The sequence below is a fragment of the Stenotrophomonas sp. GW821-FHT09E08 genome (genome assembly GCF_059416125.1).
In genome coordinates this window covers 157,325-183,546 of the sequence record NZ_JBWKOO010000003.1, presented here as the reverse complement: position 1 = coordinate 183,546, position 26,222 = coordinate 157,325, and the positions used below count along the sequence as shown (strand labels likewise).

General features: G+C 66.1%; 23 protein-coding genes. 16 read left to right on the top strand and 7 right to left on the bottom strand.

Translation table 11 applies throughout. The features are described 5' to 3' along the window. Position 1: 1 nt before the first annotated feature. From can to asnS, 5 genes are all read right to left on the bottom strand, one after another. Positions 2–664 (bottom strand): carbonate dehydratase, encoded by a 663-nt coding sequence (gene can, locus AC07M7_RS05530; protein ID WP_014037740.1) that lies wholly within the window; start codon positions 662–664, stop codon positions 2–4. A 72-nt stretch (positions 665–736) separates the two neighbouring features. Continuing rightward, on the bottom strand, positions 737–1,375 hold the full coding sequence (locus tag AC07M7_RS05525) for an FMN-binding negative transcriptional regulator (RefSeq protein ID WP_495206918.1): 639 nt from the start codon (positions 1,373–1,375) through the stop codon (positions 737–739). A 7-nt stretch (positions 1,376–1,382) separates the two neighbouring features. Further along, positions 1,383–1,697: a hypothetical protein gene (locus AC07M7_RS05520; protein ID WP_136638265.1), complete on the bottom strand. Its 315-nt coding sequence runs from the start codon at positions 1,695–1,697 to the stop codon at positions 1,383–1,385. A 7-nt stretch (positions 1,698–1,704) separates the two neighbouring features. Continuing rightward, a complete protein-coding gene (locus AC07M7_RS05515; protein ID WP_495206917.1) occupies positions 1,705–2,004 on the bottom strand; it encodes a hypothetical protein in 300 nt (99 codons plus the stop codon). Between the two features lie 30 nt (positions 2,005–2,034). Next, positions 2,035–3,429: an asparagine--tRNA ligase gene (gene asnS / locus AC07M7_RS05510; RefSeq protein ID WP_046982630.1), complete on the bottom strand. Its 1,395-nt coding sequence runs from the start codon at positions 3,427–3,429 to the stop codon at positions 2,035–2,037. 128 nt (positions 3,430–3,557) lie between these two features. Between asnS and AC07M7_RS05505 the strand changes: the two genes are divergently transcribed. From AC07M7_RS05505 to zipA, 7 genes are all read left to right on the top strand, one after another. Then, positions 3,558–3,896, top strand: coding sequence for a HesB/IscA family protein (locus AC07M7_RS05505; RefSeq protein ID WP_006376495.1), 339 nt, complete (start codon positions 3,558–3,560; stop codon positions 3,894–3,896). A 79-nt stretch (positions 3,897–3,975) separates the two neighbouring features. Further along, positions 3,976–4,518, top strand: a complete 543-nt coding sequence (locus tag AC07M7_RS05500; RefSeq protein ID WP_495206916.1) for a CbrC family protein — start codon at positions 3,976–3,978, stop codon at positions 4,516–4,518. A gap of 229 nt (positions 4,519–4,747) precedes the next feature. Next, positions 4,748–5,185 (top strand): 30S ribosomal protein S6, encoded by a 438-nt coding sequence (gene rpsF / locus AC07M7_RS05495; protein WP_495206915.1) that lies wholly within the window; start codon positions 4,748–4,750, stop codon positions 5,183–5,185. Positions 5,186–5,196: 11 nt separating this feature from the next. Then, positions 5,197–5,427, top strand: coding sequence for a 30S ribosomal protein S18 (gene rpsR / locus AC07M7_RS05490; RefSeq protein WP_002804494.1), 231 nt, complete (start codon positions 5,197–5,199; stop codon positions 5,425–5,427). Between the two features lie 104 nt (positions 5,428–5,531). Beyond that, the gene (gene rplI / locus AC07M7_RS05485; RefSeq protein WP_046982628.1) at positions 5,532–5,984 is read left to right on the top strand and encodes a 50S ribosomal protein L9; all 453 of its coding nucleotides are present in this window, start codon (positions 5,532–5,534) and stop codon (positions 5,982–5,984) included. A gap of 262 nt (positions 5,985–6,246) precedes the next feature. Beyond that, positions 6,247–9,750 carry a chromosome segregation protein SMC gene (gene smc / locus AC07M7_RS05480; protein WP_495206914.1) on the top strand — a complete coding sequence of 1,168 codons (3,504 nt, stop codon included), beginning with the start codon at positions 6,247–6,249 and terminating at the stop codon, positions 9,748–9,750. Positions 9,751–9,796: 46 nt separating this feature from the next. Further along, a complete protein-coding gene (gene zipA, locus AC07M7_RS05475; protein WP_495206913.1) occupies positions 9,797–10,537 on the top strand; it encodes a cell division protein ZipA in 741 nt (246 codons plus the stop codon). Positions 10,538–10,611: 74 nt separating this feature from the next. On the opposite strand, the gene AC07M7_RS05470 is transcribed toward zipA, so the two are convergent. After that, positions 10,612–11,736, bottom strand: coding sequence for a pyridoxal phosphate-dependent aminotransferase (locus tag AC07M7_RS05470; protein ID WP_495206912.1), 1,125 nt, complete (start codon positions 11,734–11,736; stop codon positions 10,612–10,614). A gap of 301 nt (positions 11,737–12,037) precedes the next feature. Here AC07M7_RS05470 and ligA point away from each other — a divergent pair, with 301 nt between their 5' ends. From ligA to AC07M7_RS05435, 7 genes are all read left to right on the top strand, one after another. After that, entirely contained in the window at positions 12,038–14,503 is a 2,466-nt protein-coding gene (ligA, locus tag AC07M7_RS05465; protein WP_495206911.1) for an NAD-dependent DNA ligase LigA, read from the top strand. Positions 14,504–14,553: 50 nt separating this feature from the next. Next, entirely contained in the window at positions 14,554–15,039 is a 486-nt protein-coding gene (locus AC07M7_RS05460; protein ID WP_495206910.1) for a GNAT family N-acetyltransferase, read from the top strand. After that, positions 15,036–15,992, top strand: a complete 957-nt coding sequence (gene epmA / locus AC07M7_RS05455; RefSeq protein ID WP_046986788.1) for an EF-P lysine aminoacylase EpmA — start codon at positions 15,036–15,038, stop codon at positions 15,990–15,992. The genes AC07M7_RS05460 and epmA overlap by 4 nt, the downstream gene beginning before the upstream one ends. A 140-nt stretch (positions 15,993–16,132) precedes the next feature. Next, positions 16,133–16,864 (top strand): DUF3011 domain-containing protein, encoded by a 732-nt coding sequence (locus AC07M7_RS05450; protein WP_253079020.1) that lies wholly within the window; start codon positions 16,133–16,135, stop codon positions 16,862–16,864. Positions 16,865–16,911: 47 nt separating this feature from the next. Continuing rightward, positions 16,912–17,976, top strand: coding sequence for an S-methyl-5-thioribose-1-phosphate isomerase (mtnA, locus tag AC07M7_RS05445; RefSeq protein WP_482997827.1), 1,065 nt, complete (start codon positions 16,912–16,914; stop codon positions 17,974–17,976). Positions 17,977–18,218: 242 nt separating this feature from the next. Further along, on the top strand, positions 18,219–20,933 hold the full coding sequence (gyrA, locus tag AC07M7_RS05440; protein WP_012511546.1) for a DNA gyrase subunit A: 2,715 nt from the start codon (positions 18,219–18,221) through the stop codon (positions 20,931–20,933). Positions 20,934–21,065: 132 nt separating this feature from the next. Continuing rightward, positions 21,066–23,588 carry a membrane-bound PQQ-dependent dehydrogenase, glucose/quinate/shikimate family gene (locus AC07M7_RS05435; protein WP_495206909.1) on the top strand — a complete coding sequence of 841 codons (2,523 nt, stop codon included), beginning with the start codon at positions 21,066–21,068 and terminating at the stop codon, positions 23,586–23,588. 41 nt (positions 23,589–23,629) lie between these two features. Here AC07M7_RS05435 and AC07M7_RS05430 read toward each other — a convergent pair whose 3' ends face one another. Then, positions 23,630–24,619, bottom strand: a complete 990-nt coding sequence (locus AC07M7_RS05430) for a zinc-dependent alcohol dehydrogenase family protein (protein ID WP_495206908.1) — start codon at positions 24,617–24,619, stop codon at positions 23,630–23,632. A gap of 122 nt (positions 24,620–24,741) precedes the next feature. Between AC07M7_RS05430 and AC07M7_RS05425 the strand changes: the two genes are divergently transcribed. Continuing rightward, positions 24,742–25,647 (top strand): LysR family transcriptional regulator, encoded by a 906-nt coding sequence (locus AC07M7_RS05425; protein ID WP_046986794.1) that lies wholly within the window; start codon positions 24,742–24,744, stop codon positions 25,645–25,647. Positions 25,648–25,698: 51 nt separating this feature from the next. Next, a complete protein-coding gene (locus tag AC07M7_RS05420; protein WP_495206907.1) occupies positions 25,699–26,208 on the top strand; it encodes a DUF4952 domain-containing protein in 510 nt (169 codons plus the stop codon). Positions 26,209–26,222 lie beyond the last annotated feature (14 nt).

The window sequence follows — 26,222 nt, the reverse complement described above, 5'->3', positions numbered from 1 at the left end:
ATCAGTCGCGCTTGCCCTTGCGCGGGACGTAGGACAGGGCCTTTTCGTAGGCCGGCTGCAGTTCTTCCTGCGAACCGACGTCGATGCCCATCTCGCGCACGCGCCCGTCCTTCAGGCTGTAGACCCAGCCGTGCACCATCAGCTTCTGGCCGCGGGCCCAGGCGTCCTGCACGATGGTCGAGCGGCACAGGTTGGCCACCTGCTCGATCACGTTCAGTTCGCACAGGCGGGCGTGCTTGAGCTCGTCGGTCTCGATCGCATCGAGGATGCCGGTGTGCTTCTGCATCACGTCACCGACGTGGCGCAGCCAGTTGTCGGCCAGGCCGACACGGGTATTGTGCAGGCAGGCGTGCACGCCGCCGCAGCCGTAGTGGCCGACGATCAGGATGTGCTTCACCTTCAGCTGGTCCACTGCGTACTGCACCACGCTCAGGCAGTTCAGGTCGGTGTGCGCGACCACGTTGGCGACATTGCGGTGCACGAACACCTCGCCCGGTGCCATGCCGATGATCTGGTTGGCCGGCACGCGCGAGTCGGAACAGCCGATCCACAGGTATTCCGGATGCTGCTGCTTGGCCAGCTGGTGGAAGAACTCCGGATCTTCCTTCTCGATCCGGTCCGCCCAGTCGCGGTTGTTCTGCAGCAGCTTGTGGATGTCTTTCATGTTCGGGTCCCTGGCGTCGGGTGGGGGCGCGCCGCAGCCATCCGGCTGCGTCGTCGCGGAAATCTGCGGCGTTCAGTCGTTGCGGGCGGCCTGTTCGCGGTGCCAGCGCATCCACTGCGCCAACTCGGTGGAAGAGGGGGTGCCCAGCTGTTCCAGTTCGGCGATCACTGCGCGCTGGTTGGCATCGGGATGGTTCTGGCTCAGCTTGAGCTTTAGCTGCACCTGCTCGACCTGGAAACGGAAGCCGACGATGGCACGCAGCTCCGGGCCGTGTTCGGCACGCGTGGCATCGAACTGCCAGGCCTGGCCGACACTGGCTTCGAAGCGGTCGCTGATCGCACCGACCAGGTCGGCCAGCGCATCAGTATCGTCGAAGGTCTGCAGCTGGCCGCGCAGCTCGGCAGCGGCGTAGTTCCAGGTGGGTACCCGCGCAGCAGGCTCCTTGTCCGGATACCAGCTGGCCGAGACATAGCCATGCGGGCCGTCGATCAGGACCTTGGCCGCGCCGGCATGGCGCGACTGCGGATTGGCGCGGGCCCAGTGACCGCGCAGCTCGATGCGCTCGCCGTCACGCCGGTACAGCACCGGTATCCGGGTCAGCTCCGGCAGGCCATCGCTGCCGGGGGTGAGCACGGTGACGAATGGATCTCGCGCCAGCAGGCGGTCCAGCCAGAGCAGGTCAGTCTCGGCGAATGCGCGTGGGGTGAACATGCAAGGGTCAGGCGCGCCCGCCCAGCGACTGGATCATGCGGCCGCGCAGGCCTTCATCGCTGTCGGCCTGCGGTGGCTGCACTTCGTGCAGGCTGAAACCGCGCAGCAGCGCGTCCTCCTCATCCAGGCCGTCAAATTCGACGAACTCGGCGTCGAACAGCTGCGAACGGGCGGTGTCTTCGCTGTCATAGCTCAGCGTGTTGCCGTCGCTGTCGAGAACCTCGGCAGTGCCGGCCGGGCGAACGCGCAGGCGCGCCCAGATCAGGGTGTTGCCGAGGCTGGCCAGCCACCAGCTGTCGCGCGAAGCGGATATGTCATTCATGGATGTGTTACCAGAGCGAGGCCAGCCAGAGCAGGGCAGCCATGCCCAGTCCGGCCAGCAGAGTCAGCAGCGATACCCAGGCCGGCGTCGCCAGCCCGGACAGCGAGCGGTCAGGCTGCTGGAGATAATCACGGCGCAGCAGCCAGGCCAGGGCATCGGGCTTGAGGAAGGCGCCGCTGCCGAAGCGCTCGGCCAGCGCCGGATGGCGTTCACGCACGTGCACCAGGGTCAGCGGCCAGAAGATCACGAAGGCACTGAACCCGGCCACTGCAACGCCGACGAAACAGAGGGCGAAGAACAGGGTCATGGGAGCAGTACCTCCGTGGTCGAGTAGGGCTTAGAAGTCCGCGCTGCCCGGGGCGCGCGGGTAAGGGATCGCATCGCGGATGTTGGACAGACCGCAGACATACACCACCAGGCGCTCGAAGCCGAGGCCGAAGCCGGCGTGCGGCACCGAACCATAGCGGCGGAAGTCGCGGTACCAGCTGTAGTGCTCACGGTCCAGGCCGAACTGGGCCATGCGCGCGTCCAGCACGTCCAGGCGCTCCTCGCGCTGGCTGCCGCCGATGATCTCGCCGATGCCCGGGGCCAGCACGTCCATCGCGGCAACGGTCTTGCCGTCGTCGTTCAGGCGCATGTAGAAGGCCTTGATGTGCTCCGGATAGTTGGTCACCACCACTGGGCGGCCGACATGTTCCTCGGTCAGCCAGCGCTCGTGCTCGGTCTGCAGGTCCAGGCCCCATTCAACCGGGAAGTCGAACTTCTTGCCGGACTTCTGCAGCAGGCTGACCGCATCGGTGTAGTCGATGCGCTCGAACGGCGCATTGATGAAGTCTTCCAGCTTGGTGATCGCGTTCTTGTCCACGCGCTCGGCGATGAAGGCCAGGTCGTCGCTGCGCTCGTTGAGCACAGCGCGGAAAAGGTACTTCAGGAATTCTTCGGCCAGGCGCGCGTCTTCGGCCAGGTCGGCGAAGGCGATTTCCGGCTCGATCATCCAGAACTCCGCCAGATGGCGGGTGGTGTGGCTGTTCTCGGCACGGAAGGTCGGGCCGAAGGTGTAGACCTTGCTCAGCGCCAGGCAGTAGGCCTCGACGTTCAGCTGGCCGGACACGGTCAGGAAGGTTTCCTTGCCGAAGAAGTCGCGGCTGAAATCGATGGCGCCCTTCTCGTCACGCGGCAGGTTCACCATGTCCAGGGTGGACACGCGGAACATCTGGCCGGCGCCTTCGGCGTCGGAGGTGGTGATGATCGGGGTGCTGATCCAGTTGAAGCCGTTCTCGTGGAAGAAACGGTGCACGGCCTGGGCCAGGCAGTTGCGGATGCGGGTGACCGCGCCGAACAGGTTGGTGCGCGGGCGCAGGTGTGCCACTTCGCGCAGGAACTCCGGCGACATCGGCTTGGGCTGGATCGGGTAGGTGAGCGGGTCTTCGACCCAGCCGACCACTTCCAGTGCGTTGGCCTGGATCTCGAACGACTGGCCCTTGCCCTGCGACTTCACCAGGGTGCCGGTGGCGATGACCGAGCAGCCGCTGGTCAGGCGCTTGATCTCATCGAAGTTGGCCAGGCTGTCGCCGGCCACGACCTGGATCGGGGCGAAGCAGGAGCCGTCGCTCACATTCACGAAAGCCAGATTCGCTGAACCGCGCACCGTGCGCACCCATCCGCGTACCGTGACTTCGCCGCCTTCCGGGATCTTCCCGGCAAGCGCATGTTCAACGCTGACCACCGTCATGACTTGAATCCTCTGCTGATCGACTCGATCTGTGAACACGGGAGTTTACCGGTTGCAGCGTTCTGCTTGCGAGGCATTTTTCGTGGCAACGGCTCCTTATAATGTCCCCGTACCTCTGGAGTAGCCCCATGGCCGTCAGCCTGACCCCCATTGCCTTCGAGCGCGTGCAGCGCTTTGTCGCCCAGACCCCCGGCGCGCTGGGCCTGCGTTTCGGCGTGACCAAGACCGGCTGCTCGGGCTGGGGTCACATCACCGACCTGGCCCGCGACGAGCGCGAGGGCGATACCGTGTTCGACCAGGACGGCGTGAAGATCTACGTCGATGCCAAGAGCCTGGCGCTGGTGGACGGCACCGTGATCGACTTCGGCAAGCACGGCCTGAGCGAAACGTTCACGTTCAGCAACCCCAACGCCACCGCCGAGTGTGGCTGCGGCGAAAGCTTCACCACCGACGCCGACAAGGCCTGACGGCCGGTTCTGGCGTCCGCCGCTAGCGGAACCTGCTCTGGTAGATGCCGACCTTGGTCGGCAGGGAAGGGATCCACGGATGGAACGACCGCTTTTCATTTATCACCCCAACGCCTACGTCCTCTCCTTCGAAGAGGTCGACGGGGTCTGTGACTGCTGCGGTCAGGCGCGGACACTTCGGTACCGGGGGCCTTTCTACACCTGCCTGCGACCGGAGTATCTGTGCCCATGGTGTATTGCCGATGGCAGGGCGGCGGCCAGTTACGAGGGTGAATTCACCGGCTGGAGCGATGTTGAAGGGGTATCCCCTGATCCAGCCGACCCGCCGCCAGCCATCGCCCGTAAGCTGCTGCTGGAGATCTGCGAGCGCACCCCGGGCTACTCGTCCTGGCAGCAATCGGTCTGGCTGAGCCATTGTGAAAGGCCCTGCGCCTTCCTCGGCTTTGCCGGCAGCGAGGACCTCCTGCCCATCCTCGACCAGGTCCGGCCGGACGTGGCCGAAGTCAACCCGCGCGACGCCGACTGGGTGCTGGCGCACCTGAGCCGGGACGGGATGATGGTCGGCTGCCTGTTCCAGTGCCTGGAATGCGGCCAGCATCGCCTTCACGTCGACCTGGGGTGAATCCAGGCGGATTCGTGGACTGTGCCGGGCTCCGGCAGCGGCCAACCTTGGTTGGCATGAAGGCTGCCCCCCGGTTCAGGTTGCCCTGTGACCCGCCGGTTGCCCGGCCACCCCATCTGCGCCATAATGCGCGGCTTCCTGCCTCCCTGGCGGGAATCCTTGCCCCACCGCGGTATCAACGGCGGGGGGCTGTCCGGCCGCAAGGCCACATCCGAAAGGTAGAAAAAACATGAGTCGTCATTACGAAATCGTGTTCATGGTCCATCCGGACCAGAGCGAGCAGGTCCCGGCCATGATCGAGCGCTACAAGTCGCTGGTCGAGAACGGCAACGGCACCATCCACCGTCTGGAAGACTGGGGCCGCCGCCAGCTGGCTTACCCGATCCAGAACCTGGTGAAGGCGCACTACGTGCTGCTGAACATCGAAGCCGACCAGGTCGTGCTGAACGAGCTGACCGAAAGCTTCCGCTTCAACGACGCCGTGCTGCGCAACCTGGTCATCAAGCGTGACGAGGCTGACACCGAGCAGTCGCTGATCATGAAGAGCAAGGACGAGAAGGGCGACAAGCCCGAGCGTGGTGAGCGTCGTCGTCGTGATGACGAAGAAGGCGAAACCACCCCCGCCGCTGACAACGATGCCGGCGACGACGCCGCTTCGGCCGCCTAAGGAGCACTGACATGTCCAAGTTCTTCCGTCGCCGCAAGTTCTGCAAGTTCACCGCTGAAGGTGTCAAGGAGATCGATTACAAGGATCTCAACACCCTGCGCCAGTACCTGACCGAGAACGGCAAGATCGTGCCGAGCCGCGTCACCGGTACCAAGTCGAAGTACCAGCGTCAGCTGGCGACCGCCGTCAAGCGCGCTCGCTTCCTGGCCCTGATCCCGTACACCGACAACCACGACGTCTGATGCCGGCGGGGCGGCCCGGTGCCGCCCCCGCTGTGCCAGCTATTCGGACAGCCCTAGTTGCGGGGCCCAGCCTCGCTAACGAATAACTTATCTGGAGCAATACCATGCAGCTGATCCTTCTGCAGAAAGTCACCAACCTCGGCAACCTGGGCGACCTGGTCGACGTGAAGCCGGGCTACGGCCGTAACTTCCTCGTGCCGCAGGGCAAGGCCGTGCCGGCCACCGAGAGCAACAAGGCCGAGTTCGAAGCCAAGCGTGCCGAGTACGAAGCCAAGGCCCAGTCGATCCACGCCGACGCTGAAGCCCGCAAGGCCAAGCTGGAAGGCGCGAGCGTCACCATCGCCGCCAACGCTTCGACCGAAGGCAAGCTGTACGGCTCGGTCGGCGCCCGCGAAATCGCCGATGCCTTCACCGCTGCCGGCCTGCCGGTCAGCAAGAGCGAAGTCATCCTGGGCGAAGGCGCCTTCCGCAACATCGGTGAGTACGACGTCCTGGTGCACCTGCACGCTGACGTTGAAACCACCGTCAAGGTTGTGGTCGAAGCCGAAAAGGCCTGATCCCACGCCGCAAGGCCTGGTATCACCGCAGAACGGGCGCCCGCGAGGGTGCCCGTTTTGTTTTGTGCGGAGGTCCGATCCGTGGCGCCGGACGATGCTCGGCCGGTGCCCCCGGCCGGGCAATGTTCCACGCCCATTCGTAGAACACGGCCACATCGGTATACTCAGGGCGTCACATCCGTTCCACGGCCAGCGATCCCAATCGGATCAATGACTTGGAGGGTAAACGCAGGCCGCTCGCCGGCCCCAGTCCGGAAACCCTATGCGTCTTTCCACGATCAAGCTGTCCGGCTTCAAGTCGTTCGTCGATCCGACCACCCTGCACCTGCCGACCAACATGACCGGCGTGGTAGGGCCCAATGGCTGCGGCAAGTCGAACATCATCGACGCCGTGCGCTGGGTCATGGGCGAGAGTTCGGCCAGCCGCCTGCGCGGCGACTCGCTGACCGACGTGATCTTTTCCGGTTCCAATGCCCGCAAGCCGGTCTCGCAGGCCACCGTCGAGCTGATCTTCGACAACTCCGACCACACGATCTCCGGCGAATACGCCTCGTTCAACGAGATCTCGGTCAAGCGTACGGTCAGCCGCGACGGCACCAGCAACTATTACCTCAACGGCACCAAGTGCCGCCGCCGCGACATCACCGATCTGTTCCTCGGCACCGGCCTGGGCCCGCGCAGCTACTCGATCATCGAGCAGGGCATGATCAGCCAGATCATCGAGGCGCGCCCGGAAGACCTGCGCGTGTACCTGGAAGAGGCCGCCGGCATCTCCAAGTACAAGGAGCGCCGCAAGGAGACCGAGACCCGCATCCGCCACACCCGCGAGAACCTGGACCGGCTGGGTGACCTGCGCGACGAGATCGGCAAGCAGCTGGAGCACCTCAAGCGCCAGGCCAGGCAGGCTGAGCAGTACCAGGCTCTGCAGGAAGAGCGCCGGGTCAAGGATGCCGAGTGGAAGGCATTGGAGTTCCGTGGCCTGGATGGACGCTTGTCCAAACTGCGCGAAGGCCTGTCGCAGGAAGAGACCAAACTGCAGCAGCTGATTGCCGACCAGCGCGACGCCGAGGCCCGCATCGAGACCTCGCGGGTGCGCCGTGAAGAGGCCGCCGATGCGCTGAATACCGCGCAGGCCGCGGTCTATCAGGTCGGAAGCACGCTGGCCCGTGTCGAACAGCAGATCCAGCATCAGCGCGAATTGTCGCAGCGTCTGCACAAGGCGCGTGATGAAACCCGCCAGGCCCTGTCCGAGCTCGGCCAGCACATCAGTGGCGACGAGGCCAAGCTGATGGTGCTGCGCGAGGCGGTGGACGCCGCGACCCCGCAGCTGGAAGCGCTGCAGGAAGAGAATGAGATCAAGCAGGAGAGTCTGCGCGAAGCGGAAGAGCGCCTGGCTCACTGGCAGCAACGCTGGGAGCAGCACACCTCGCAGAGCTCCGAAGCCTCGCGTGCCGGCGATGTCGAGCGTACCCGCGTGGACTACCTGGACAAGCAGGTCCTCGATGCCGACCGTCGTCGCGAGGCGCTGGCGGCCGAACGCGCGGGGCTGGACGTGGACGCGCTGGAAGAAGCATTCGAACAGCTGCACCTGCAGCACGACACGCAGAAGACCGCGCTGGACGAGTTGAGTGAAGACGTCGAGCTGCGTAAGCAGGGCGTGGCGGCGGTGCAGGAGCAGCAGCGGAATGGCCAGAACGAACTGGCCGAACTGCGCAAGCAGGCCAACGGCCTGCGTGGCCGGCTGGCCTCGCTGGAGACCCTGCAGCAGGCCGCGCTGGGCCAGGAGCAGGGCGCTGCCGTGGCGTGGCTGAAGGCGCGTGGGCTGGATTCGGCGGCGCGTGTCGGCGAACGCCTGGACGTTGATGCCGGCTGGGAAAATGCGGTGGAAAGCGCGCTTGGCCAGTTGATCGAAGGCGTGCTGGTGGACGATCCGTCCAGCCTGGTCGATGCACTGGGTGAGCTAGGCGATGGCCGTATCGCGCTGGTTGCAAGCGGCGACGCAGATCTGAAGGTTGCCCCTACCTCGCTGGCCGCTCGTGTACGTGGCCCGGCGGCGATCCGTCGCCTGCTGGCCCATCTGCACGCTGCAAGCGATCTGGCCGAAGCGAAAACGTTGCAGGCCCGCCTGCCCGAAGGCGATTCGATCATCACCCAGGGCGGCGAGCGCCTGGGCCAGGGCTGGCTGCGCGTCGCGCGCTCTGGCGCGGCCCAGCAGGGCGCGCTGCTGCGCGAACGCGAGATCAACGAGCTGCGTGAACAGATCGAGGCGCTGCAGGAACGCGAGGCTGAGCTGGAAGAACAGTTGTCCGGCTTCCGCGAGCAGCTGCTGGCCGCCGAACAGCAGCGCGAAGACGCGCAGCGGGCGCTGTACCAGGCGCACCGTGCGGTGTCCGAGCTGGCCGGCCAGCTGCAGGGCCAGCAGGGCAAGGTGGAAGCCGCGCGCACGCGCATCGATCGTATCGAAGGCGAGCTGAAGCAGCTGCTGGAAACGCTGGATGCCAACAACGAACAGGTGCGCGAGGCGCGTTCGCGGTTGGAAAACGCGGTCAGCAGCATGGGCGATCTGGAATCGACCCGGCAAGGTTTGGAAGGCGAACGACGCCAGCTGACCGACGCGCGTGACCTGGCCCGTGAAGCCGCACGTGCGGTGCGCGAGCGTTCGCATTCACTGGCCCTGACCCTGGAATCGCAGCGTGCACAACTCGCCTCGTTGAGCCAGGCGCTGGAGCGCATGAGCACCCAACGTGGCCAGCTGGATTCACGCCTGGGCGAACTGCACTCGCAGCTCGATGAGGGCGATTCGCCGGTCGAATCGCTGCAGGCCGAGCACCAGAACGCGCTGGAAGAGCGCGTGCGTGCCGACCGTGTGCTGACCGAGGCGCGTACGCTGCTGGACGGCATTGATGCCGAACTGCGCAATTACGAGCAGACCCGCCACCAGCGCGACGAACAGGCACTGGCCCAGCGCGAGCGTATTTCCCAGCGCAAGCTGGACCAGCAGGCGCTGGTGCTCAGTGCCGACACGCTGCAGGCTGCGGTGGAGAAGGCCGGTTTCGTGATGCAGGATGTGCTCAACGCGTTGCCCGAAGAAGCCCGCCTGGGCGACTGGGAGCAGGCCGTGCACCAGATCGACGGCCGCATGCGTCGGCTGGAGCCGGTCAACCTGGCTGCCATCCACGAGTACGGCGAGGCCTCGCAGCGATCGGAGTACCTGGACGCGCAGCATGTTGACCTGACCACCGCTCTGGAGACCCTGGAAGATGCCATCCGCAAGATCGATCGCGAGACCCGCGGCCGCTTCAAGGACACCTTCGACCGCGTCAATGCCGGCGTGCAGGCCCTGTACCCGCGCCTGTTCGGTGGCGGCCATGCCTACCTGGAACTGACCGGTGAAGACCTGCTCGACACCGGCGTGACCATCATGGCGCGCCCGCCGGGCAAGCGCGTGTCCAGCATCTCGCTGTTGTCCGGTGGCGAGAAGGCGATGACCGCGGTAGCGCTGGTGTTTGCCATCTTCCAGCTGAACCCCGCGCCGTTCTGCCTGCTGGACGAGGTGGACGCGCCGCTGGACGAGGCCAACGTCGGCCGCCTGGCCAACATGGTCAAGGAAATGAGCGAGAAGGTGCAGTTCCTGTTCGTCAGCCACAACAAGGCGACGATGGAGGCTGCGCACCAGCTGTCGGGCGTGACCATGCGCGAGCCGGGCGTCAGCCGCCTGGTCAGCGTGGACCTGGAAGAAGCCGCACGATTGGCGGGCGCGGCCTGACGTGCCATCCTAGTTACCTGAATGAACTAGCCGGAGAACCTATCGAATGTCCGACACGGCACTGTTGCGCATCGGCATCCTGGCCGCCGGCCTGCTGTTGATCGCAGCGATCTTCCTGTTTGGCCGTCCGAAAAAGAAGCCCCAGGGGCGCCGCGTGGAAGGCGCGGAACCGACCAGCGGTGAACGCCGCGAGCCGGTGCTGGGCGATGACGGGATCCCCGTGGCCGATGGCCGCATTGAACCGGGCATGGGCGGGGAAGGCGAGCAGGCCGAACTCGGTCTCCCCGATACCGACCTGGGCGCAGCCAGCGACCTCGGCAAGCGCGCCACCCAGGATTTCGACAAGATCGTTTCGCTGCTGGTGGCGGCCCGCGCCGGCGAGCAGCTGCGCGGCGAGGACATCGTAGTGGCCGCCGAGAAGACCGGCCTGGTCTTCGGCCATATGAACGTGTTCCACCGCCTGGTGGAGGGCTATCCCGAGCGCGGACCGATCTTCTCGATGGCCAGCGTCATCAATCCGGGCAGCTTCGACATGGCCAACATCCGCGCCATGGAAACTCCGGCCATCGCCTTCTTCCTGACCCTGCCGGCACCGCTGACCGCGCTGGATGCCTGGGAGAAGATGCTGCCGACCGTGCAGCGCATGGCCGAACTGCTCGACGGCGTGGTGCTGGATGACGGCCGCAACGCCCTGGGTCGTCAGCGCATCGCACACATCCGTGACGAGCTGCGTGCCTATGATCGCCAGCACCAGGCACCGCCGCTGACCAAGACCCCGCGCTGGTAAAAGCGTTTTTTCCGGTGTGCCGACCAACGGTCGGCACCCACCCCGACCAGCGGCCGGCATCCACGCGGATGGGGTTACGCCGGTACGCCGGCCACCTTCGCGAACGCCTTGCGGAACGCCGCCATCTCTTCTTCGGTGCCCACGGTCACCCGCACGCGCTGCGGCCAGATCGGCCAGCTGCGACCGATCACCACGCCGTTCTCCGCCATTGCCTTGGCGAACGCGCCGCCGTCACGCTGGACGTCGACCACGAAGCAGTTCGCCTCCGAAGGCACGCAGTTGAAACCGCGCTTGCCGAGCCACGCGACGGTGGCCTGGCGTGCCTTGGCATTCTGCAGGCGCCGCTGCGGGATCAGCTGCGGATCCCGCAGACTGGATAGCGCCGCCGCCAGTGCCGGTACCGGTAGCGGGTTGTCGCCGAGGCTGGCCAGTTCACGCAGCCGGTCCGGATGTGCAGCGGCCACGCCAAGGCGCAGACCGGCCATGCCGTACAGCTTGGAAAACGTGCGCAGCACGATCAGGTCATCGCGCTGGGCCACCTGGCCGATCAGGCTGGGCTGCTCGCTGTACTGCAGATAGGCCTCGTCGACCAGTACACGGGTGGCCACAGGCTTGTTGGCCAGCAGCCAGGCGAGCTCGACCGGTGGGCTGATCGAGCCGGTGGGGTTGTTCGGATTGCACACGTACAGCAGCCCGGTCGGGCGCGCATGTGCGGCAGCAACCATCGCACGCAGGTCGTGCGCGCCGTCATCGCGCAGCGGCACCTTCTGCACGTGCGCGCCGTGTGCGGCGGCCACTTCGCCCAGCGTTTCGAAGGTCGGGTCGGCAACTACCAGTCCTGCCTGCGGGCCGGTCCACAGCGTGGCCGCACGATTCAGCGGTTCGCTGGAGCCGGGGTAGAGGCGCACATGATCGGCCGGGATGCCGGCCTGCCCGATGAAAGCGTCGCGCACCTGGCCCGCCAGCTCGAAGCGGTAGCGGCCGCAGATTGCGATGCTCTCGCGTGCCGCCTGCTGGGCAGCGGGTGAGGGGCCGTACGGGCACTCATTGAAGTTCAGCATTACCGCGCCCTCGCTGGGAGTCGGCGTTGCGGCCGCAGCAGGCTGGGCCTGGGCCAGGCGGGGCAGGCTGCTGCCGGCCACGGCAAGGCCGGCACCGGCCAGTTGCAGGAAGCGGCGACGGGAGGCAGGCAGGGTCACGGGCGGGGTTCCGAAGGTTGGCTGCTGCACGCTAGCGCTGGTGGGGGCGGGCGGCAAGCTGCTTTTTGTAGAGTCGAGCCGTGCTCGACTACAGATGTGCCAACCAAGGTTGGCACCTACCAGAGCGGGGAATGCGGAGCGGGGAATGGTTGGCACCTACCAGAGCGGGGGAGTGGTTGGTATCTGCCAGAGCGGGGGAGCGTCAGTCGAGCAAGCTCGACGCAACAAAGGCGGTGGTGTTACAGGGCCTGACGCCCGGGCGCGGTAGAATTCCCGGCCATCCCAGAACCACCGGATCCCGATGAGCCCCAGCCCCGCCGAACGCGCCGAAGACCTTCGCCGGCAGATCGCCCAGGCCAACCGCGCCTACCACGAGCTGGATGCGCCGGAGATCCCCGACGTCGACTATGACCGGATGGTGCGCGAGCTGGAAGCGCTGGAGCGCGAGCATCCGGAACTGGCCCGTGCCGACAGCCCTACCCAGCAGGTAGGAGCGCGTCCCTCGGGCCGTTTCGCCGAGGTGCGCCATGCGGTGCCGATGTTGTCGTTGTCCAATGCTTTCAGCGATGAGGAAGTGGCCGATTTCGTGCGTCGCATCGATGAGCGCCTGGGCCGCCGCAGCCTGCAGTTCTCGGCAGAGCCGAAGATGGACGGCCTGGCAATCAGCCTGCGCTACGAAGAGGGGCATTTCGTACTGGGCGCGACCCGCGGTGATGGCAGCACTGGCGAAGACGTGACGGCCAACCTGCGCGAGATCGGCGATATCCCCAAGCGCCTGCACGGCAAGGACTGGCCGGATGTGCTGGAAGTACGCGGCGAGGTCTACATGGCCCGCGCCGACTTCGAGGCATACAACGAGCGTGCGCGCCTGCAGGGTGGCAAGGTGCTGGCCAATCCGCGCAATGCTGCAGCCGGCTCGCTGCGCCAGCTCGACCCGAAGATCAGCGCGCAGCGCAAGCTGAGTTTCTTCGCCTACGGCACCGGCGAGGTGCAGGGTGGCGAGCTTCCCGATACCCATTCGGGCACGCTGGCACAGCTCGGCAGCTGGGCCTTCCCGGTCAGTGCGCTGTGCAAGGTGGTGGATGGCACCGATGGCCTGCTTGGCTACTACCGTGACATCGGCGAGCGCCGTGATGGCCTGCCGTTCGATATCGACGGCGTGGTCTACAAGCTGGACGACCGCGCCGGGCAGCAGGCGATGGGCTTCGTTTCGCGCGCACCGCGCTGGGCCATCGCACACAAGTTCCCGGCGCAGGAACAGAGCACCACCGTGGAAGCGATCGAGATCCAGATCGGCCGCACCGGTGCCGCCACGCCGGTCGCGCGCCTGGCGCCAGTGGCCGTGGCCGGTGTAATCGTCTCCAACGCCACCCTGCACAACGCCGACCAGATCGCGCGCCTCGATGTGCGCGTCGGCGACAGCGTGATCGTGCGACGTGCGGGTGACGTGATTCCGGAAGTGGTCAGCGTCATCCTCGACCGTCGTCCGCAGGACACCACGCCGTGGCAGATGCCGACGCAGTGCCCGGTGTGTGGCTCGGAGATCGTGCGCGAGGAGGGAGCGGCGGCGTGGCGTTGTTCGGGCGAGCTGTCCTGCCCGGCGCAGCGCAAGGAAGCCATCGCGCACTTCGCCTCGCGCCGCGCGATGGATATCGACGGCTTGGGCGACAAATACATCGAGACCCTGGTTGACGCCGGCATCGTCAAGAGCGTGGCCGACCTGTACCGGCTCAGCCGTGACCAGCTGCTGCACCTGAAACTGGTGCTGGATGCCGAAGATCCTTCGGCACTGGCTGCCGCACTGAAGCTGCATCTGCCTGCCGAAGGCAGCGGCGCGGTGCTCAATGCCGTGCTCAAGCTGGACGGCAACGATCCAGGCTGGCGCGCGCAGGCACTGGTGCAGCCGGCCAGCTTTGAATGGAACACGAAGAAGATCGCCACCAAGTGGGCTGACAACCTGATCGCGGCGATTGACGCCAGCCGTGCGGCCACGCTCGAGCGGCTGCTGTTCGCACTGGGCATCGAACACGTCGGCGAAAGCACGGCCAAGGCGCTGGCGCAGTGGTTTGGCGATCTGGAGTTGATCCGCCATCTGCCGTGGCCGCTGTTCAAGCGCGTGCCGGACATCGGTGGCGAAGTAGCCCGCTCGCTCGGTCATTTCTTCGAGCAGCAAGGCAACCAGCAGGCCATCGATGATCTGTTGCAGGTCGGCCAGGTGCGCATCAGCGATGCACACGCCCCCAGCGCCAAGCTGCGTGAGGGCCTGGACCTGGCGCAGTTGATGGTGGAATCGGAGATTCCCGGCATCACCCGCCTTCGTGCGGAAAAACTGGTCGCTGCGCTGCCCGGCGCGCAGGCAGTGCTCGACGCCGAGCATGGTCAGTTCGTCAATGCAGGCCTGCCCGACGATACTGCGCGTGGCCTGGCCGAGTGGCTCGATACCGAGGGCCACGGCGCGATGCTGCTGGCCGCTGAGAAAGCGATGCGGCAGATCCTGGCCAAGGCCCCCGCGCTTGCGGAGATCGTCGCCGGCCCGCTGGATGGACAGACCGTGGTGCTGACCGGCACCCTGGCCCAGCTCACCCGCGATGCCGCCAAGGAGCGCCTGGAGGCACTGGGTGCGAAGGTCTCCGGCAGTGTGTCGAAGAAGACCAGCTTCGTGGTGGCCGGCACCGAGGCCGGCTCCAAGCTGGACAAGGCGCAGTTGCTGGGCGTGCCGGTGTGGGACGAAGACCGCCTGCTGGCCTATCTCGCCGAGCACGAATGAAGCCTCCGCCGGGCGCTCCTGCGGCCGGCATGAAATACAAAGGAACACCGATGCAGACCGCCCCGCTGGATTTCCGCCTGGCCACCCGTGCCGATGAGGAACTGTTGATCGCGTTGATGCGCGAGTTCTACGCCGAAGACAAGATCGACTTCGACGACGCCCGCGTGCGTCGCGGTGTGGATGCACTGCTGGCCGACCCGCGCAACGGTGAAGTACTGCTGTGGCTGGACGAAGCCGGCGAGGTGGTCGGCTATGCGGTGATCGCGATAGGTTTCAGCCTGGAGCAGGGCGGTCACTTCATGCTGCTGGACGAGCTGTACCTGAGCCATCGCGCGCGCGGTCGTGGTCGCGGCAAACAGGCCCTGGCGATCTGCGAACAGCGCGCACGCGGTCGTGGCGTCAGCCGCCTGCGCCTGGAAGTGAACCACCACAACGAACTGGCCCGACGCCTGTACCTGGCCAGCGGCTACATCGACGACACCCGTGACCTGCTGACCCTGCCGCTGGACCATCCGCGCCCGGAGGGCATCCTGTGAGCGAGGCCCTGCTGCGGGCGCTGCAGCAGCGCGCCGCGCTGAACGCGCTGCTGCGCCGCTTCTTCGCCGAGCGCGATGTGCTGGAAGTGGAAACCCCGATCCTGTCGGTGGCCGGCAACACCGAGCCGAACATCGACAGCTTCCACACCGATTTCACCGGGCATGTCGATGCCGGTGGCCGCCGCCGCTGGTTGCGGACCTCGCCGGAGTATCCGCTCAAGCGCCTGCTCGCTGCAGGCGTCGGCGACTGCTATGAACTGGGCCGCGTATTCCGCAATGGCGAAGCGGGTGGTCGCCACAATCCTGAATTCACCATGCTGGAGTGGTACCGGGTCGGCTGGGACCACCATCGGCTGGTGCAGGAAACCGCCGAGCTGGTCGGGCAGGCGTTGGCGCTGGTCGGGCGCAGTGCCCGCTTGCGCGTGATGAGCTATCGCGAGCTGTTCCAGCAGCATGTAGGCGTGGATCCGTTCGATGCCGACGAAGCCGCGCTGCGTGCCGCACTGGGCGACGTGCATATCGATCCGGTCGGGTTGACCCGCGATGACTGGCTGGACCTGCTGATGACCCACCACATCCAACCGCACTTCGATGACGCGGTCATGACCGTGGTCCATGACTGGCCGGCCAGCCAGGCCGCGCTCGCGCGCATCCGCCCCGGCACACCGCCGTTGGCCGAGCGTTTCGAGCTGTACCTGGGGGCGGTGGAGCTGGCCAACGGCTATCACGAACTGAATGACGCGCAGGAGCAACGTGCGCGCTTCCAGCATGATCTGCAGCGTCGGCACGAGCGTGGGCAGGTACAGCCGGCGCTGGATGAGGCGCTGTTGGCAGCGCTGCCGTCGATGCCGGCCTGTGCCGGCGTGGCGGTGGGCATCGACCGCCTGCTGATGGCGATGAACCGCACGCCGCGCATCGCCGATGTGCTGGCCTACGATTTTGCCCACGCCTGAGTTTTCCGGGTCTTTCTGAAATCTGCAGGCTGAACGGAATCGACGGATTTCGCGCTTGATTCAGCAAGCATGATGATGCTCTCATCATCCCACGTGCCTCACACTGGCATGGCAGTTCATCCAGTCTCGTGGGGAAGCCTTTGGTCAAGTGGTTCGCGGTCGTCGCTGCACCGGTGTACTCCCTCGCGATATGGGGGGTGTTCGCACCGTCGTCGGCGTTGGCCCAGCAGGCCGGCTATGACGGCGAAGTGGTGACCTGCGAATCGCGTGACATGGCCTGGGTGCACTGCGATATCGATGTCAGCAACGGCATCGACCTGGTTCGCCAGCTGTCCAGCAACAGCTGCATCCGCGGCAGTGAGTGGGGGACCGACCGCAGTGGTGTGTGGGTCACTCTTGGCTGCCGTGCCGAGTTCCGTGCACGCCGTGCGCAAGGAGCGGCAGAGCCGGCCAGCACCCAGGGCAAGCGCCTGGTGCGCCGCGTGGTGCGCTGTGAGTCCAATGGTCGCCCGCAGAGTTGCCCGGTGCGGCTCGATGGCGCCCCGGTGCGCCTGCTGCGCCAGTTGTCGGTGCTTCCGTGCCGGGAGGGGCAGGGCTGGGGCTACAAGCGCAATGAAGTCTGGACCACGCGTGGCTGCCAGGGTGATTTCGAAGTGGCCGACGAGGAGGGTCGTTTCGTCGACGTTCCGCGGCGCCTGACCTGCGAGTCGAAGTCGAAGAAGCGCCGCTTCTGCGGTGCCAGCATTTCCGTTGGAGCGGTCGTCACCCAGCAGCTGTCCAGCACGCCGTGCGAAGAGGGCAGCACCTGGGGCTGGAGCCGCAACGGGATCTGGGTGGACGGCGGCTGCCGGGCCGAATTCTCGGTGAATTGAGCCCGGGCAGGCTCCAACCACGTGGGGCCTGGCCCTACAATGGGCCAATGAACACTGCCTCCGACATCGACTACGCCCGTTACGACCACATCCGCCCGATCCTGTGGACAGGCGAAGCCCTGCAACTGCTCGACCAGCGCAAGCTGCCGTTCGTGGTTGAACACGTGGTCTGCCATGACAGCGACGAGGTTGCTGCGGCGATCCATGCGCTGACCGTGCGCGGCGCGCCGGCGATCGGCATTGCCGCTGCCTGGGGCGTGGTGCTGGCTGCGCGGGATGTGCATGCAGCTGATGGCGTGCATGCCCTGCAGCAGCTGGAACCAGCGCTGCAGCGGCTCAATGCTTCGCGCCCGACGGCGGTGAACCTGGCCTGGGCGCTGGCACGCATGCGTCGTTGCCTGAGCGCTGCCGGTGCCGACTGGAAGGCGCTGCTGGAGACTGAAGCGCAAGCGATCGCCGAAGAAGATCTGGCCGCGAACCGCCACATGGGCGCACTCGGTGCCGGCCTGATCGAGGCCGGCAGCGGTGTGCTGACCCACTGCAACACCGGCTCGCTGGCCACCGCTGGCTTCGGCACCGCCCTGGGGGTGATCCGCGCCGGCATGGCCCAGCATCGCATCGCCCGCGTGTTCGCTGGCGAGACCCGGCCGTGGCTGCAGGGCGCGCGCCTGACCGTGTGGGAGCTGCAGCAGGATGGCATCGACGCCACGCTGATCGCCGACTCGGCGGCTTCGCACCTGATGAAGACCGGCGCGGTGCAATGGGTGATCGTCGGCGCTGACCGCATCTGCGCCAATGGCGATACGGCCAACAAGATCGGTACCTATCAGCTGGCCATCGCCGCCCGCCACCATGGGGTGAAGTTCATGGTCGTGGCCCCGTCCTCCACGGTGGACATGGAGACCGTGGATGGCAGCCAGATCGAGATCGAGCAGCGTGACCCGGGCGAGCTGTACGGCGTGGGCGGCACCCGCACCGTGGCCGAGGGCATCGCCGCCTGGAACCCGGTGTTCGACGTAACCCCGGGGGAGCTGATCGACGCCATCGTGACCGAACGTGGCGTGATCCTGAACCCGACCGTCGAGAACATGCGCGCCGCCTTCGGCGGTTGAGGCAGGCAGGGTCGTGGTCGGATCCCTTTCCGCAAGGAAGGGCTCCGACCCCCAGCCCCGGTAGCGCCGGCCGCTGGCCGGCAACCCCCTAAGTTCCTGATTTGTGCCGGTAAAATCACCGTAAAGGCAGGCGGGAAACGCCCCTTTGTGGTAGAATCCAGCGGTTGAATCGAGGTTCCGGCACGACTCCCTCCCGCAGGGGGCTGCGCCGGACTGGACCGCTACCAGACAACGGAACCCGAATGGCAGAAACCGCCAAGGAAATCATCCAGGTCAACCTGGAAGACGAGATGCGCAAGAGCTACCTCGATTACGCCATGAGCGTGATCGTGGGCCGCGCGCTGCCAGATGCGCGCGATGGCCTCAAGCCGGTGCATCGTCGTGTGCTGTTCGCGATGAACGAGTTGAACGCGCACAGCAACAAGCCCTACTTCAAGTCGGCGCGTATCGTCGGTGACGTCATCGGTAAGTACCACCCGCATGGCGATCAGTCGGTGTACGACACGCTGGTGCGCCTGGCGCAGCCGTTCTCGCTGCGTTACATGCTGGTCGATGGCCAGGGTAACTTCGGTTCGGTCGACGGCGATTCCGCTGCGGCGATGCGATACACCGAGGCGCGCATGTCGCGCCTTGCGCATGAGCTGATGGCGGACATCGACAAGGAAACCGTCGATTTCCAGCCCAACTACGACGAGAAGGAACTGGAGCCGACGGTCATGCCGACACGGTTCCCGAACCTGCTGGTCAACGGTTCGGCCGGCATCGCGGTGGGCATGGCCACCAACATCCCGCCGCACAACCTGACCGAGTCGATCAACGCCTGCATCGCGCTGATCGACAACCCGGAAATCGATGTCGACGGCCTGATGGAGTACATCCCGGGCCCGGACTTCCCCACTGCCGGCATCATCAATGGCACCGCCGGCATCATCGCCGGCTACCGCACCGGCCGTGGCCGCGTGCGCATCCGTGCCAAGGCGGACATCGAAGTGGCCGACAACGGCCGCGAATCGATCATCGTCACTGAAATTCCTTACCAGGTGAACAAGGCGCGTCTGATCGAGAAGATCGCCGAGCTGGTCAAGGAAAAGAAGATCGAAGGCATCAGCGAGCTGCGCGATGAGTCCGACAAGGACGGCATGCGCATCTACATCGAGATCAAGCGCGGTGAATCTGCCGAGGTTGTGCTGAACAACCTGTACCAGCAGACCCAGATGGAATCGGTGTTCGGCATCAACATGGTGGCGCTGGTCGATGGCCGCCCGCAGTTGATGAACCTCAAGCAGATGCTGGAGGCGTTCGTCCGCCACCGTCGCGAAGTGGTCACCCGCCGCACCGTGTTCGAGCTGCGCAAGGCGCGCGCCCGTGCCCACGTGCTGGAAGGCCTGACCGTCGCGCTGGCCAACATCGACGAGATGATCGAACTGATCAAGACCTCGCCGAACCCCGCCGAAGCCCGTGAGCGCATGCTCGCGCGCCTGTGGGAACCGGGCCTGGTCGGTTCGATGCTGGGCGCTGCCGGTGCCGAAGCCTCGCGTCCGGATGACCTGCCCAAGGGTGTGGGCCTGATCGAAGGCGGCTACCAGCTGACCGAGATCCAGGCGACCCAGATCCTGGAAATGCGCCTGCACCGCCTGACCGGGCTGGAGCAGGACCGCCTGACCGAGGAATACAAGCAGCTGCTGGAAGTGATCGCCGGGCTGATCCACATCCTGGAAGATCCCGATCGCCTGCTGCAGGTGATCCGCGAAGAGCTGATCAGCGTCAAGGCCGAGTTCGGCGACGAGCGTCGTACCGAAATCCGCCACAGCGAAGAAGACCTGGACATCCTCGACCTGATCGCGCCGGAAGACGTGGTGGTCACCGTCTCCCATGCTGGCTACGTCAAGCGCCAGCCGGTGAGCGTGTACCGCGCGCAGCGCCGGGGTGGCCGTGGCCGCAGTGCAGCGTCCACCAAGGAAGAGGATTTCATCGAACAGCTGTGGCTGGTCAACACGCACGACACGCTGCTGACCTTCACCAGTTCGGGCAAGGTGTTCTGGCTGCCGGTCTACCAGCTGCCCGAAGCCGGTTCCAACGCCCGTGGCCGCCCGATCATCAACTGGATTCCGCTGGAACCGGGTGAGCGCGTGCAGGCCGTACTGCCGGTGCGTGAGTACGCTGATGGCCAGTTCGTGTTCTTCGCCACGAAGAACGGTACGGTCAAGAAGACCCCGCTGGGCGAGTTCGCCTTCCGTCTGGCCCGCGGCAAGATCGCGATCAACCTCGACGAGGGCGATGCCCTGGTCGGCGTCGGCCTGACCGATGGCGAGCGCGACATTCTGCTGTTCGCCTCCAACGGCAAGACCGTGCGCTTCGGTGAGGACAAGGTCCGTTCGATGGGCCGTACCGCTACCGGCGTGCGCGGCATCAAGATGCCGGCCGGCGAGGAAGTGGTCAGCCTGATCGTGGCCGAAAGTGCGGGTGGCAGCGAGGACGAGAACGAGGACGACAACGGTGTCGAGGAAACCGCAGCCAATGGCGATGCGGTGATCGACGGCGCCGATGACGCCAGCGTGCAGTACATCCTTACCGCCACCGAAAACGGCTATGGCAAACGGACCCCGCTGCCGGACTATCCGCGCAAGGGTCGCGGCACGCAGGGCGTGATCGGTATCCAGACCACCGAGCGCAACGGCAAGCTGGTCGCTGCGGTACTGATGGGTTCGGGCGACGAGGTCCTGTTGATCTCCGATGGTGGCACCCTGGTGCGTACGCGTGGCTCGGAAATCAGCCGCGTCGGCCGCAACACCCAGGGCGTGACCCTGATCCGCCTGTCCAAGGACGAGAAGCTGCAGGCGGTGGAGCGCATGGATGCCTCGATCGACGAGGACGAGGACGAGGTGGCTGTCGCCGCCCCGGCCGCGACCGATGGCGCCCCGGCTGCTGCCAGCAGCGAGGACGCCGCGCAGGAGTGATCCTGCCGCGAGGTTGAGGTACCCGACGACGCCGGCCCTGTGCCGGCGTCGTCGTATCCGGTGCCCGCACTTACGCGCGCGCTTCACATCGGCGGTGGGATAACGGCGCATGCTGCCCCCCGGAGATCGACGATGTCCGCCACGCCGCAGTCTGCTTCCGCGCCTCCGCCCCGCCATCCTCTGGTCACCGTGCTGTCGCTGCTGCTGGTCGTGCTCGGCTTGGTCATCGGCGGGCTCGGTGCGTGGCTGCTCAGCCTCGGTGGCTCGGCGTACTACGCCATCGCCGGCCTGGGGCTGCTGGTCAGTGGCATCCTGCTGTTCGGCAACCGCCGCAGTGGCGCGCTGCTGTACGCGCTGGTGTTCGTGGGCACGTTGCTGTGGACCTGGTGGGAATCGGGCAGCGACTACTGGCGCTGGGTGCCACGGCTGGGCCTGATGACCGCGCTGGGCATCGTGCTGGCGCTGCTGGCGCCGACGCTACGCGAGCCGGTTTCAAAGCGTCTGTCGCGCAGCGTGGCGGGCTCGCTGATGCTGGTGTTCGTGGCCGCCTTCGGCCTGGCTTTCGCCCCGCATGGTGAAGTGGACGGGCACCTGCCGTTCCCGGAAGGCGCCGTCAGCGCCGGACTGGAACCAACGCGCGATACCACTGGCCTGCAGCCGGCTGACCAGCCCGCCGAAGGCGACTGGCCGGCGTGGGGCCGCAGCAATGCGGGCACCCGCTATTCGCCCCTGCAGCAGATCACCCCGGCCAATGTGGCCACGCTGCAGCCGGCCTGGCAGTTCCGCACCGGTGACCTGCCGAAGAAGCGCTGGGGCGCGGAAACCACGCCCCTGAAGGTCGGCGACCGCCTCTACCTTTGCACCGCGCGCAACCGCCTGATCGCGCTCGACGCCAGCAGTGGCAAGGAGCTGTGGCGGTTCGATCCGAAGGTGAAGGACGCCTCGATCCCGTACACCGCCGCCTGCCGTGGCGTGAGCTACTACGAGCAGCCGAACGCGCCTACGATGGCCGATGCAGCGCTGGCCGATGTCGCGGCCGATCTGGCGCTGCCCGAACCACCGCCCAGCGTCACCCGCAGCGCTACGCCGGGCAGTCATCCCGCGTGCTGGGCCCGCATCATTGAAGGCACCCTGGACGGCCGCATCATCGCGGTGGACGCAGACAGCGGCCGTCCCTGCGCCAACTTCGGCAACAACGGCCAGGTCGACATCACCCTTGGAATGGGCGAAGTGCCCCCTGGCTACGTGTCGATCAACTCGCCACCGGCGATCGTGCGAGGCGTGATCGTGACCGGTCACCAGGTGTTGGATGGGCAGCGCCGCGACGCGCCCTCGGGCGTGATCCAGGCCTACGACGCGATCACCGGCAAGCTGCGCTGGGCGTGGGACATGGACCAGCCCGAGCGCAACGGCCTGCCGCCGCGCGAGCAGACCTACACGCGCGGCACGCCGAACATGTGGACCACCGCGACCGGCGATGAGGCGCTGGGCCTGGTCTACCTGCCACTGGGCAACTCGGCGGGCGACTACTGGAGTGGCTCACGCAGCGAAAACCAGAACCGCTATTCGACCTCGCTGGTGGCGATAGACGTGGCCACCGGCAAGCCGGTCTGGCATTTCCAGGCGGTGCGCAAGGACGTGTGGGACTACGACCTCGGTTCGCAGGCCAGCCTGATCGACTACCCGACGGCGGCCGGCAAGGTGCCGGCGATCCTGCTGCCGACCAAGCAGGGCGACATGTACATCCTCGACCGCCGCAACGGCCAGCTGCTGACCGCCGCCGAGGAGCGCAAGGTACCCGTCGGTGGCGTCGAGCCCGAGCAGCGTTCGCCCACGCAGTTGTTCTCGCTGTACCACACACTGCGCCGCGAGCATGACCTGACCGAGCGCGACATGTGGGGCATCACTCCGATCGACCAGCTGGTCTGCCGCATCCAGTTCCGCAAGGCGTACTACGAAGGCTTCTACACGCCGCCGAGCAGCGATCGGCACTCCATCGAGTACCCCGGCTACAACGGTGGTTCGGACTGGGGAAGCGTGGCGGTGGATACCCGCCGTGGCGTGATCGTGGCCAACTACAACGACATGCCCAACTACAACCGGCTGGTACCGCGCGCGGAGGCCGATCGCATGGGCTGGCTGCCGCGCGAGAAGATCCGCGTCGACAAGGGCGGCGCTGAAGGGGCTGGTGACCCGCAGGTGGGAACGCCCTATGGCATCCAGGTGAACGCAGGTTGGCGGCTGCCGTTCACCGGGCTGCTGTGCAAGCAGCCACCCTATGGCGGCATCCGTGCCATCGATTTGCGCACCGGCAAACTGCTGTGGGACCGCCCATTCGGCAGTGCGCGCGGCAATGGGCCGTTCGGAATCCGCTCCGGCCTGCCGATCGAGATCGGTACGCCGAACAATGGCGGCTCGGTGGTCACCGCCAGCGGCCTGATCTTCATCGCCGCTGCGACCGACGATCTACTGCGCGCCATCGACCTGAAGACCGGCAAGGAACTGTGGCATGCCAAGCTGCCGGCGGGTGGGCAGGCCAACCCGATGGTGTACGAGCAGGGCGGGCGACAGTACGTGGTGATCATGGCCGGCGGCCACCATTTCATGGAAACCCCGAACGGCGATTACGTGATGGCGTTTGCGTTGCCGAGGTAACCGGACTGGGGGCGGCGGGCCGCCCCCAGTGCGTGGCGCTGTCACACCGTCACCACCACCTTGCCGATCTGCTCGTTCGATTCCAGGTAACGGTGTGCCTCCCGGATCTGCGCGAACGGGAACACCTTGGCGATCTTCGGCGCCAGCACGCCCTTGTCCAGGCCATCGACGATGAATGCCTTGGCGCGGGCCAGTACGGCATCGTCGGAGACGATTTCCGAGTACAGATAGCCTTTCAGCGTGAGCGACTTGCCCAGCACGTTGAACAGCGGGAACGGGGTCGGTTCGCTGCTCAGCGCACCGTACTCCAGCAGGATGCCGCCACGCGCCATGGCTTCGGTCAGCGGCACGAACTGCGGGCCACCAATCGGGTCGAACACTACGCGGGCACCGGCACCACCGGTGATGCGCGCCACTTCGGCCGCCAGATCCTGTTCCTGGGTGGCGATGACATGGGCGGCACCGGCATCGAGCAGGGCCTGGCGCTTGCCCGGGCCGCGCGTTACCGCGATCGGCGTGGCACCTACCGCGTTGGCGATCTGGATCGCGGCCAGGCCGACACTGCTGCTGGCAGCGGTGATGATGACGAAATCCCCAGCAGCCAGCTGCGCCTGCTCCAGCAACGCACCCCAAGCGGTGACGTACTGCATCCACACCGCGGCCGCCGTTTCAAAGCCCAGTGCCTGCGGATGCTTGACCACCAGCCGCGCCGGCACGTTGGCCAGTTCGCCGTACGTGCCCCAGCGTGCGATATCCAGCGGCGGGACCACGCTGACGGCATCGCCGACTGCGAACCCGCTCACCGCACTGCCGACGGCTTCGACCACGCCGGCCGCTTCGTAGCCCAGGCGGCTGGGGAACTGCGCTTCCTGCAGGTAGGCGCCGTTGCGGAACATCACCTCGGCGCGGTTCAGGCCGATGGCCTTTACCTGGATCTGGATCTCGTCGGCGGCAGGGGCTGGAACGTCGATGTCGTCGATGCGCAGGACATCGGCGTTGCCGTACTCGTGGATGCGGACAACCTGGGTCATGGGGAGGGCTCCAATGAGAAGCCGGCGAAGGGAGCCGGCAGGAAGGTGAGGTCTACTGTGCGCGTGGCCTGCATCCAGAATAAGGGGTAATCTCTCGTTTCATTGAAAAATAATTTTTTGCAATGGATCTGATCGCTCCCCTGCGGACCTTCGCCAAGGTGGCCGAGGCCGGCTCCTTCGCCGCTGCGGCCGATGCACTGGACCTGTCGCCACAACTGGTCGGCAAGCATATCCAGGCATTGGAACAGCACCTGGGCGTGCGCCTGCTCAACCGCACCACGCGCAAGCAGAGCCTGACCGACTTCGGCCAGGCCTATCTGGCGCGGGCGCGGGTGATCCTGGAAGAAGTGGAGGGCGCCGAGCAGTTGGCCGAAGTGGCCCGCGGGCGGCCGATGGGACGCCTGCGCATCAGCGCGCCGGTCACCTTCGGCGTGCACGCACTGGGTCCGGCGGTGGTCGCCTACATGCAGCAGTACCCGGACGTGCAGGTCGATCTGAACCTGTCCAACAGCCTGGTGGACATCGTCGAAGACGGTTACGACCTGGTGTTCCGTACCGGTGACCTGGCCGACAGCGGGCTGGTGGCGCGACGGCTGGGGCCGTATCCCCTGGTCCTGTGTGCGTCGCCGGGCTACCTCGATTCACGTCCGGCCATTACGCATCCCAACGATCTGAGCCGCCATGAGTGCCTGGGTTTCGCGCATTCGATCATCCGCACCCGCTGGAGCTTCCGCGACGCCGACGGCAGCGTGCTGACCGTGCCGGTGTCCAGCCGTTTCATGGTCAACCAGGCCGAGCCGCTGCTGACCGCCGCCATCGGGGGGCTGGGGCTGATCCTGCAGCCGCACGAAATGCTGGCCGGAGCATTGGCGCGCGGTGAACTGGTGGAAGTGCTGCCGGCGTACGTGCCGGTGTCGACCTGGATCAACCTGGTGTATCCACGCGATCGCCAGCTGACCCCCAAGCTGCGCAGCTTCCTCGACTTCTGCGTGGCGTGGTTCAACGAACAGACCATGGCGCGGCGATAGCGCGACCATCGGTTAGCATGGTTTCCATCAACCGCGAAGGATCGCATCCTCATGTCGCTTCCATGGCTGCAGCGTGTCGCGCGCTTCCTGCTGCTGGTGCTGCCTGCGTTGCTGTTCAGCTCCGGATTGCAGGCTGCCGAACTTCCAGCGCAGGCGCTGGCGGAGTGGGAAGCGCACGGTCGTGCCGATGGCCTGGCCCGACCTGACACGGTCTGCCAGGACTTCCTGAAGGCAATGGGCCGGAAACCAGAAGGCCTGGAGTACGTGGATTGCAGCCAGAACGATGCCTCCTACATCAAGCCGATCGAAGCCCACTACCGCGTTGCGGGTGCCCAGGCAGCGAAGGTCGAAGCCTTCCTGCACGCAACGTTCGGCTTGCCTGCGTTGCGTTACGTCTGCTGCGGCTGGAGCAACGGTGAACCTCATTACTGGCGCGAAGGTCCGGACGCGGTGAGATACCAGATCGGCATGGGGGTGGAATCGCTGCCGTACGAACGGGACGAATGGCAGCGCATCGAGGCATTCAACGTCACCGTAGAGGTGTTGCGGCAGACTCCCTAGCGTAGATGCGGCGG

What these genes read in the sequence shown, in the direction of transcription:
- AC07M7_RS05500 (WP_495206916.1), top strand. Translation starts at nt 3,976, where the DNA reads ATGGAACGACCGCTTTTCATTTATCACCCCAACGCCTACGTCCTCTCC.
- mtnA (WP_482997827.1), top strand. Translation starts at nt 16,912, where the DNA reads ATGAACACTGCCTCCGACATCGACTACGCCCGTTACGACCACATCCGC.
- AC07M7_RS05525 (WP_495206918.1), bottom strand. Translation starts at nt 1,375, where the DNA reads ATGTTCACCCCACGCGCATTCGCCGAGACTGACCTGCTCTGGCTGGAC.
- asnS (WP_046982630.1), bottom strand. Translation starts at nt 3,429, where the DNA reads ATGACGGTGGTCAGCGTTGAACATGCGCTTGCCGGGAAGATCCCGGAA.
- rplI (WP_046982628.1), top strand. Translation starts at nt 5,532, where the DNA reads ATGCAGCTGATCCTTCTGCAGAAAGTCACCAACCTCGGCAACCTGGGC.
- rpsF (WP_495206915.1), top strand. Translation starts at nt 4,748, where the DNA reads ATGAGTCGTCATTACGAAATCGTGTTCATGGTCCATCCGGACCAGAGC.
- AC07M7_RS05520 (WP_136638265.1), bottom strand. Translation starts at nt 1,697, where the DNA reads ATGAATGACATATCCGCTTCGCGCGACAGCTGGTGGCTGGCCAGCCTC.
- gyrA (WP_012511546.1), top strand. Translation starts at nt 18,219, where the DNA reads ATGGCAGAAACCGCCAAGGAAATCATCCAGGTCAACCTGGAAGACGAG.
- zipA (WP_495206913.1), top strand. Translation starts at nt 9,797, where the DNA reads ATGTCCGACACGGCACTGTTGCGCATCGGCATCCTGGCCGCCGGCCTG.
- AC07M7_RS05430 (WP_495206908.1), bottom strand. Translation starts at nt 24,619, where the DNA reads ATGACCCAGGTTGTCCGCATCCACGAGTACGGCAACGCCGATGTCCTG.
- rpsR (WP_002804494.1), top strand. Translation starts at nt 5,197, where the DNA reads ATGTCCAAGTTCTTCCGTCGCCGCAAGTTCTGCAAGTTCACCGCTGAA.
- AC07M7_RS05460 (WP_495206910.1), top strand. Translation starts at nt 14,554, where the DNA reads ATGCAGACCGCCCCGCTGGATTTCCGCCTGGCCACCCGTGCCGATGAG.
- ligA (WP_495206911.1), top strand. Translation starts at nt 12,038, where the DNA reads ATGAGCCCCAGCCCCGCCGAACGCGCCGAAGACCTTCGCCGGCAGATC.
- can (WP_014037740.1), bottom strand. Translation starts at nt 664, where the DNA reads ATGAAAGACATCCACAAGCTGCTGCAGAACAACCGCGACTGGGCGGAC.
- AC07M7_RS05435 (WP_495206909.1), top strand. Translation starts at nt 21,066, where the DNA reads ATGTCCGCCACGCCGCAGTCTGCTTCCGCGCCTCCGCCCCGCCATCCT.
- AC07M7_RS05505 (WP_006376495.1), top strand. Translation starts at nt 3,558, where the DNA reads ATGGCCGTCAGCCTGACCCCCATTGCCTTCGAGCGCGTGCAGCGCTTT.
- smc (WP_495206914.1), top strand. Translation starts at nt 6,247, where the DNA reads ATGCGTCTTTCCACGATCAAGCTGTCCGGCTTCAAGTCGTTCGTCGAT.
- AC07M7_RS05425 (WP_046986794.1), top strand. Translation starts at nt 24,742, where the DNA reads ATGGATCTGATCGCTCCCCTGCGGACCTTCGCCAAGGTGGCCGAGGCC.
- AC07M7_RS05515 (WP_495206917.1), bottom strand. Translation starts at nt 2,004, where the DNA reads ATGACCCTGTTCTTCGCCCTCTGTTTCGTCGGCGTTGCAGTGGCCGGG.
- AC07M7_RS05420 (WP_495206907.1), top strand. Translation starts at nt 25,699, where the DNA reads ATGTCGCTTCCATGGCTGCAGCGTGTCGCGCGCTTCCTGCTGCTGGTG.